Here is a 7870-nt window from a genome sequence, read left to right on the forward strand (position 1 = left end):
CGATGTAGTTCGAAGTCATGTCCGCCACTTCACTAGACTGTCCCTCGTGACTAACCCAGTTGATATCCAACGCGAATGGTCCGAGCTCGCCCAAGAGGTGCGCCGCCACCGCGAGCTCTACTACAACGACCAGCCCATCATTCCGGACGCGGACTTCGATGCGCTGTTCCGTCGTCTCCAGGAGCTGGAGGCCGAACATCCCGAGCTGGCCGTGCCGGATTCGCCGACCCAGGAAGTGGGCGCGGCACCGGAGGGTGCAGCGGATATCGAGCACCTCGAGCGGCTCATGAGCCTGGATAACGTCTTTAGCGAGTCCGAGATGCAGGACTGGCTGGACCGCACCCCGGCGAAGACGTACCTCACCGAGTTGAAGATCGATGGTCTGTCTATCGACCTAGTCTACCGCGACGGAAAGCTCACGACTGCCGCCACCCGTGGCGACGGCCGCGTGGGCGAGGACATCACGAACAACGCCCGCGTTATCGAGGATATCCCGCACGAGCTCACAGGCACCGAGGAGTATCCGGTTCCGGCGCTTGTGGAAATCCGCGGCGAGGTCTACATGCGCCCGGAAGAGTTCGGCGCGATTAACGAGGAGCGCCTCTCCGACGGCAAGCCGGCGTTTGCCAACCCGCGCAACGCGGCGGCGGGCGGCCTGCGCATGAAGGATCCTGAAGACGTGAAGAAGCGTCGTCTCCACATGGTCTGCCACGGCATCGGCGCGCGCGAAGGCTTCGCGCCCACGAGTCAGCACGACGCCTACAAGGCGATGGAGGCCTGGGGCCTGCCGGTCTCCCCATACACGGAGCAGGTGACCTCCGCCAAGGATGTCCAAGACCGCGTGAAGTATTGGGCGGACCATCGCCACGACGCCATCTTTGAGATGGACGGCCTCGTGGTCAAAGTGGACGACTTGGCTTCGCAGCGCGCGCTGGGTGCGACGTCGCGCGCGCCGCGCTGGGCGATTGCGTACAAGTACCCGCCGGAGGAAGTGACCACGAAGCTGCTCGGCATCGAGGTCGGCGTGGGGCGCACCGGTCGCGTGACCCCGTACGCCGTGATGGAGCCGGTGTTCGTCTCCGGGTCGACGGTCTCGCGCGCCACGCTGCACAACCAGTCCGAGGTCAAGCGCAAGGGCGTGCTCATCGGGGATACCATCATCATCCGCAAGGCCGGCGAGATTATTCCGGAGGTTCTCGGACCTGTCGCCGAGAAGCGCGACGGCACCGAGGAAGAGTGGCATTTCCCGGCTAACTGCCCGTCCTGCGGCACGAAGCTCGCCCCACAGAAAGATGGCGACGCAGACTGGCGCTGCCCGAATACCCGCAGCTGCCCGGCGCAGCTTTCCGCGCGTCTGGAATACTTGGCTTCCCGCAAGGGACTTGATATCGAGGCGCTCGGTGAGGAAGCAGCTCGCGACCTCATCGAATCCGGTGTGCTCCACGACGAAGGCGATCTCTTCGACCTCGACGAGGACAAGCTGCTGGGAACCAGCGCTTATACGACCAAGGCCGGCAAGCTTAACGCGCCGGGCAAGAAGCTGCTAGAGAACCTGAAGACCGCCCGGAACGCAGATTTCTGGCGCGTCCTCGTCTCCCTGTCCATCCGCCATGTTGGTCCTATCGCCGCGCGTGCGCTGGCCACGCGCTATGGCTCGATGGAGGCTCTGCGCGCGGCGCCGGTGGAGGACCTCGCGGAGACCGACGGCGTGGGCGGCATTATCGCAGAGAGCTTCAAGAGCTGGTTCGACGTCGACTGGCACCGCGAGATCGTGGAAAAGTGGACGAACGCCGGCGTGTCCATGGAGGTCGCCGAGACCGACAAGAAGGAGCAAACCCTCGAGGGGCTCACCATCGTCGTTACCGGAACCCTGGAGAACTTCACGCGCGACAGCGCCAAGGAAGCTATTCTCACCCGCGGTGGTAAGGCCTCGGGCTCGGTGTCGAAGAAGACTAACTACGTTGTGGTTGGCGAAAACGCTGGCTCCAAGGAGCAGAAGGCCCGCGACTTAGGGCTCACGATCCTCGACGAAGCCGGCTTTCAGAAACTATTGGACACGGGCGAGGCCTAAACTCACTACAGTGTTGTCCATGAAGATTGCGGCATTCGATATGGACGGCACCGTCTACATCGATCACGCGATCGCGCCTGAAACGGTCCAGGCCATCAAGGACTGGCGCGCCGCGGGCAATCTTGCGGTCTCCGCGACGGGCAAGTCCATCGACTCGGTCCGCCGCGCGCTCGAGCCCTTCGGCGTCGACATGGACTACCACGTCCTCTACAACGGCACCGTCATCACGGACGCGGACTACCAGGTCCTCTACGAGCACCACTTGGACGCAGAGATCGTCAATGAGGTCGCCGCGCACCTCGAAGGCACACCGGGGCTCAACCTGTATTGCACGACGCTCGACGGCGCGGACGGCATCGTCACGCAAGGCATTCCGGAATCCTCCAACGCCTTCATCCAGTGCCCGCGCGTCGTCTCTCGTGCGGAGCTCGAAGACGAAAAGGTCGTGCTGCTCTCGGCCTACATGCCGGACAATCAGCCGCTACAGAATCAGATTATCCCGTGGATCAACGAGCGCTACGACGTCTCGACCTCGCTTAACACCGGCTTCTTCGACATGATGCCGCCCGGCCATACCAATGGCACGGGCCTGACCTGGCTCCTCGAACATCTCGGCCTGCCCCGCGCCGAGGTTGAGCTCTTCACCTTCGGCGATAGCTTTAATGACCTGCCCATGCATGAGCTTGCCGATGCCTCCTTCACCTTCCCGCATGCACACCCCGACGTACAGGCTCGCGCTCATCACGTGGTTGCCGACGTACCTGCTGGTCTGCGACTCGCCAGAGCGGGGCTCTCAGCGTCCGGAGGCGACTGAGTCCTCCGTTTATTGCGATGCTTGCGACGAAAGCCCCGGAGTGATCCTCGCGCGACATGCGCATATCACCGGGGTGGTGCTTCTTCCGTCGCGATGAGGCTTACTCGGCGAGATTCGTCGTTAGCGTGTCGAGCTGCTCCACCTGGCCAAGGATCGTGCAGTCCGGATCCGTGCGGTCGGGCAGGAGCGCCGCGGCCTCGTCGGCCGAGGCCTCACACAGGGCGTAGCCGACCCACAGGTGTTTTGCTAAGGGGAACGCGCCGTCGCCGACGCCTGCCGCAGTGTGCGTCGAATTGCGGACCCACAATGGCCCGGCGATTTTAGGGTTTTCGGAGCTGATGCAGCCCTCGGTGTCCTCGAGATAGGCGAAGGCGGCCACTTTCTCAATGAACTTTTGGAAGGTCTGAGAGACGGTTGTGGCGTTCGTCTCTTGGCTGAGGAACGAAATCCGTAGGTAATTGAGCTGACCCGGCATCCGCTCTGGTGCGGATTCCGGGAGTTTCACACTGGGGCTCTGAGAGACTTGGCCAGGGAACACCGTGGGTTCGTCGTGGTCCTCGAAGAAGAACTTCTCGTGCACGCGATCGAAAATTTTATCGTCGTCGCTGTTGTAGCGCACTAGGCTGCGCAACTCGAAGAGCTCCATCTTTTGCGGCTGTGTGAGACGGTAGAAGGCGGCCTCGGAGCGCAGCTCCCACAGCGTGTAAGGGTCATCGGTGACTGGGCGCGGGTGTGTGGACTGGGCGAGGACGGCGGCATCGGCAGCGTTCGCTCGAGTGCGATAGAGCTCATAGGCTTCCGTGAGCCGGGCGGGCGGTGCGACAAACAAGGTGGTGATCAGGACTGTATCCATGATGCCGAAGCTAACATGCCGGTGGCCCGAGCTGATACAGTCTTAGGTGTCCGAATTATCGAACAAAGGAAGACCAGTGAACAGCGAAGTGCTTGTCAAGTAATTCGCTGAAGCGCCGAGGCACGGCCTTCAGCTTGTACACCAACTGCTGAAAGGCTCACTCATGGCTGCCAACTTCTTTCATTCCGTCGTCTCTACGGATCATCTTTCTCTTACCTGGCCAGACGGAACCCAGTGCTTCGCAGAGGTCTCCGTGGATATCAATCGCCGCGTGACAGCGATTGTCGGCGATAACGGCTCTGGGAAAAGCAGTTTCCTCAAGATACTCGCAGGCGAGCTTATGCCGAGCTCCGGTTCGTTCCGCGTGCCCGAACGCCGTGGATATTTGCCGCAACATGCATCAGTGGAAGGGCACTCGGTTCTTGACCTCTTGGGTATTCGGGACATCGTGGAAGCTCTGGAGCGCATCGAAAGCGGTGGCGTTGATGAGCACGATTTCGAGCTGGTCGAGGGGCACTGGGATATTCGTGAGCACGCAGAGACGGTACTGTCCGATGCTGGAATTTCCGAGCCTAAGAATCTGTCGCGTGCTGCTCAGTCTCTTTCGGGCGGCGAAGCCGTCAAGGTCGCGCTTGCTGGATTGCAGCTGCGCACGCCGGAGCTGTATGTGCTGGATGAACCGACCAATAATCTCGACCGCGCAGGCCGTGAGGCTGTGTATGAGTTTCTGGCCAGATCGACGGTACCCGTTGTGGTGGTGAGCCATGATCGCGAGCTGTTGAACATGGCGGACGAAATTATTGAATTCTTTGCCGGCCGCGTGCGTAGTTTCCCCGGGAATTATTCGGCGTATGAATCGGTGATTGCCCGTGAACAGGACAAGGCGGTACAGGCCTGGACGGAGGCGCGGTCGCAACGAAAGCAGGCTGTGCGCAAACGCCAAGAGATGGAAACTCGACTCGCGCGTGATGCTCGTCGCGGAAAGAAGTTTGCTGCGTCGAAGCGTAAACCTGGCATGGCGATGGGGCTTGATAAACAACGCTCGGAACGATCGGCAGCGCGCCGTCACTCGTCGCACGCCGCGTCGGTGGAGGACGCGCGGCGCGAGGAGGCCGAGGCACAATTGCGCATTCGCGATGACGCTTCAGTGTTTCTTCACTTGCCGGAATCGCGATTGCCACAGGGAACGAAGGTGGTGGAGCTGACTCCGCGTGGGGGAGAACGCTCGCTCATCGTTACCGGGCCCGAACGACTTCGGCTGGGCGGGGCAAATGGTTCCGGAAAGACGACGCTCCTCCGAACCATAGCGGGTGATGCGGATGCAGCTGCGCGGTCCAATTTCCAGGTGGCCTACGCACTTTCCGACATCGGCTTCGTTCGCCAACTCATCACTCTGCCTGCTGAGAACACCGTGTGGGACGTGGTGCGAGCGGCAAATCCGGAAGCCGATCCCCAGTGGCTACGGGACCACCTTGCACAGTTACTCTTCGTCAATGACGATGTTTCCAAGAAGTGCGGCGAACTGTCGGGCGGTGAGCGATTCCGCGTAGAAGTCGCGCGGACATTGTTGGCCCAACCGGCGCCACGGCTGTTGCTCCTCGACGAGCCCACGAACAACCTGGATCTGAGCACGGTGCAGTGGTTGGTGGAGACGCTCGCAGGCTTTGAAGGTGCACTCATTGTGGTGAGCCATGACGAGAAATTCTGTGAAGACATTGGACTCGAAGGGTGGGTTGACCTTTAACTTCATTCGCGTTGAGGCGGTTGGAAGCAGGAAATCGAGACTGAAACGTAATTGCATAACGGTGTCATTTAGTCGAAATGCTTGTTAGCGTGTCTGACGTGAACAACGACGAAGTCTTCGACATCGAACAGGAATCGGTTGCGCATCCCGTCCCCACCGAGGATGCGGAGGAAGAGGAATCTGAAGAAAAGCGCACCGGCTGGCACTGGGTGATTCCAGTTGTGCTGGTAGCCGCACTAGTTTTCGCGCCGTGGATAATCAGCGTGCTGGTCCCTGCTAACGCCGCTGGATGGACGGTCGTTGCTGCTTATCTTGTGCTCACGGCGGTGTTGTCGTTCGTTGACGCGCGCGGATTCCGTCCTTCGTGGACGCTGCCCATTCTTGTTGGTGTCGCGACGTGGGTGGCGTCGCGGATGTACTTTAACGACGGAGCGTGGATCTACATTCCGATCTTCATGGTCGTCGCGTGGGGTTTGGGCAAGCTTGGTGGCAGGGGAACGAGGTAGTCATGGAGACGTGGAGCCTTAATCACCCCGATGTAGGCCTTATCGAGGTCGAGCGTGGTTATGACGCGGAATTCAAGGAGCTCGATCCGTCGTGGCCGCAGGCCGTCCCGACTGGCGACGACGGGAATCCGACTCCCTATACGGATCCGCCTCTCGATGCCGATCTGCGCGAGCGCCTCAAGGCGTGGGCGTCCAGCCCACCGGTGCGTCTACGTGTGAAGGTCGACGGGGACGTGTGGGGAAGGTTTGATTCCGCATCGAACGGCCGGATACCGCTGCGCCGCCACAGCGGAAAGAAGCTTTCCTCAATGACCACGTCCGGCACCGCGCGCACGAAACCGCATCTTCGCGTGCAGACCAACATGTTCGGCGAGCTCCTCGACGTCGATTACCGCAACGGGACAGAGGTCGTGGAGTTCGAGCCGCCCGCGGGCTCGCGCGGGGCCAAGCGTCGCGCGGCAATGGAGTCGTCGACCTTCAAGCGCGTGGCGTTTCCCATTGCGACCGGTTTGGGCAAAGGCGGCTGGGCGCTCGCAGTTCTTGTACTCGGGCCGATCGTCAAACGATTTATCGGGTGGCTGCTGAGCTTTATCCCCGATGTTGATTTTCCGGACTGGCAACTGCCCTCGCCGCCGGCCGTCACACTGCCCGTGCCGCATTTCCCGCACATCGATCTGCCGACTATCCCCGTACCGGACTGGGAGTTCCCGGAGTTTGATATACCCGCGTGGCTCGACTTCCTGCTCGAGTACACGAAGATTTGGGTGCCGATTGTCTTGGGCATCATCTTCGCCATCACGGCGGTACGCAAGCACCGGAAGTCGGAGCAGAAGAAGGCGCAGTGGTCGGAGCTTGACGCGGATCGTGAAGATGGTGCCGAGACTCTCGAGGCCGTGCGGGGCGAGGGGCCGCACGGTGACAGTGCGCGGCGTGACGCCGACGAGTGACGTTGCATGTGCTCTTTTCTCCTGGCAGTAACGATTTGTCAAGAGCTTCACGAATCGTTAAGCGCTTGCTACTATGGAAAGTGAAGGTATGGTTCGATAAGGAAAGGGGCAGATCATGGACACTCGGGAAGGCGGACGTTTTAGCTCGGCGGCGAAAGCCGCTACGCCGCTCGCGCACGTCAATAAGCGTGAAGGCATTCTCTTGCTCGTGTTGGCGGCAAGCTCCGCTGTGCTCCTTGCGGTGAACTTTCAGGCGGCCAATTGGGAATGGGGTGGGCTCATCCGTGCCGTCGTGGTCGCGCTGTACCTCTTCGTTCTGTGCCTCGTAATTGTGCTGTTGCAACAGGCGAGGAAGGCTCATCCTCGAGGATTTATGACCAAGCTTGTTGCTGCCTTCGGATTTATCGTGGTCTCCTTCCTGTTCTTTGATCTGGTGTGGCCGCGGTGGGTAGACCCGCACGACACGCACTGGGCGGTGACCACGCTTGTCGCGGTGCTCTGCGCTGCGCCTGCGGGGTGGTGCGGTGTCTACCTGCTGCGCAAGGGGGAACTGTGGAGCTAAGCGAGGCACGCCAGGCCCTTGGCACCCCCATTCACTCGCCGGTGCGGCTCAGTGTCATGGCGGCGCTCAATAGCGTGGATTCGGTGGATTATCAGACCCTCAAAGACGAGTTGGGGGTGAGCTATTCGTTGCTCACGAAGCATGCGACGCTCCTTGAGGAGGCCGGCTTGTTAAAGATTTCAAAAGATTTCGAGGGGCGCACACCCGTGACACGTCTTCGACTCACTCGTTCGGGTCGCCGGGCCTTCGCACAGTACCTGGAAGCACTGGACCGCCTCGTGGCGGGGCTTACTTAAACAACGGGGTTATCTGGGATACGGGAAAGCCAGTCATGCAGGGCGTTGCCACAACATCCAGGAGTCCAATTGTTTCA

The 7870-nt window shown here is 60.8% G+C and carries 8 protein-coding genes; 7 read left to right on the plus strand and 1 reads right to left on the minus strand.

Annotation, left to right across the window (positions count from 1 at the left end; genetic code table 11):
* Positions 1–46: 46 nt before the first annotated feature.
* Together ligA and HMPREF0307_RS07990 are read left to right on the plus strand one after the other, a co-directional pair.
* Positions 47–2071 (plus strand): NAD-dependent DNA ligase LigA, encoded by a 2025-nt coding sequence (gene ligA, locus HMPREF0307_RS07985; RefSeq protein ID WP_066491024.1) that lies wholly within the window; start codon positions 47–49, stop codon positions 2069–2071.
* Positions 2072–2090: 19 nt separating this feature from the next.
* Positions 2091–2885 (plus strand): HAD hydrolase family protein, encoded by a 795-nt coding sequence (locus HMPREF0307_RS07990; RefSeq protein WP_070594229.1) that lies wholly within the window; start codon positions 2091–2093, stop codon positions 2883–2885.
* Positions 2886–2985: 100 nt separating this feature from the next.
* Here HMPREF0307_RS07990 and HMPREF0307_RS07995 read toward each other — a convergent pair whose 3' ends face one another.
* Complete coding sequence (locus HMPREF0307_RS07995) at positions 2986–3738, minus strand: hypothetical protein (RefSeq protein WP_066491031.1); 753 nt, start codon at positions 3736–3738, stop codon at positions 2986–2988.
* A 163-nt stretch (positions 3739–3901) separates the two neighbouring features.
* Here HMPREF0307_RS07995 and HMPREF0307_RS08000 point away from each other — a divergent pair, with 163 nt between their 5' ends.
* The 5 genes from HMPREF0307_RS08000 (at position 3902) to HMPREF0307_RS08020 (ending at position 7793) form a co-directional block, all read left to right on the plus strand.
* Positions 3902–5482 (plus strand): ABC-F family ATP-binding cassette domain-containing protein, encoded by a 1581-nt coding sequence (locus HMPREF0307_RS08000; RefSeq protein ID WP_066491036.1) that lies wholly within the window; start codon positions 3902–3904, stop codon positions 5480–5482.
* Positions 5483–5580: 98 nt separating this feature from the next.
* A complete protein-coding gene (locus HMPREF0307_RS08005) occupies positions 5581–5988 on the plus strand; it encodes a hypothetical protein (protein ID WP_141629304.1) in 408 nt (135 codons plus the stop codon).
* A gap of 2 nt (positions 5989–5990) precedes the next feature.
* Positions 5991–6935, plus strand: coding sequence for a hypothetical protein (locus tag HMPREF0307_RS08010; RefSeq protein ID WP_066491053.1), 945 nt, complete (start codon positions 5991–5993; stop codon positions 6933–6935).
* A 115-nt stretch (positions 6936–7050) separates the two neighbouring features.
* Positions 7051–7497, plus strand: a complete 447-nt coding sequence (locus tag HMPREF0307_RS08015) for a hypothetical protein (RefSeq protein WP_066491057.1) — start codon at positions 7051–7053, stop codon at positions 7495–7497.
* Complete coding sequence (locus HMPREF0307_RS08020; protein ID WP_066491060.1) at positions 7488–7793, plus strand: winged helix-turn-helix domain-containing protein; 306 nt, start codon at positions 7488–7490, stop codon at positions 7791–7793. Before HMPREF0307_RS08015 ends, HMPREF0307_RS08020 begins: the two co-directional genes overlap by 10 nt.
* Positions 7794–7870: the final 77 nt, after the last annotated feature.

The organism is Corynebacterium sp. DNF00584, from assembly GCF_001552965.1.
Taxonomy (GTDB): Bacteria; Actinomycetota; Actinomycetes; order Mycobacteriales; family Mycobacteriaceae; genus Corynebacterium; species Corynebacterium phoceense.

What these genes read in the sequence shown, in the direction of transcription:
- HMPREF0307_RS07990 (WP_070594229.1), top strand. Translation starts at nt 2,091, where the DNA reads ATGAAGATTGCGGCATTCGATATGGACGGCACCGTCTACATCGATCAC.
- HMPREF0307_RS07995 (WP_066491031.1), bottom strand. Translation starts at nt 3,738, where the DNA reads ATGGATACAGTCCTGATCACCACCTTGTTTGTCGCACCGCCCGCCCGG.
- HMPREF0307_RS08000 (WP_066491036.1), top strand. Translation starts at nt 3,902, where the DNA reads ATGGCTGCCAACTTCTTTCATTCCGTCGTCTCTACGGATCATCTTTCT.
- HMPREF0307_RS08010 (WP_066491053.1), top strand. Translation starts at nt 5,991, where the DNA reads ATGGAGACGTGGAGCCTTAATCACCCCGATGTAGGCCTTATCGAGGTC.
- HMPREF0307_RS08015 (WP_066491057.1), top strand. Translation starts at nt 7,051, where the DNA reads ATGGACACTCGGGAAGGCGGACGTTTTAGCTCGGCGGCGAAAGCCGCT.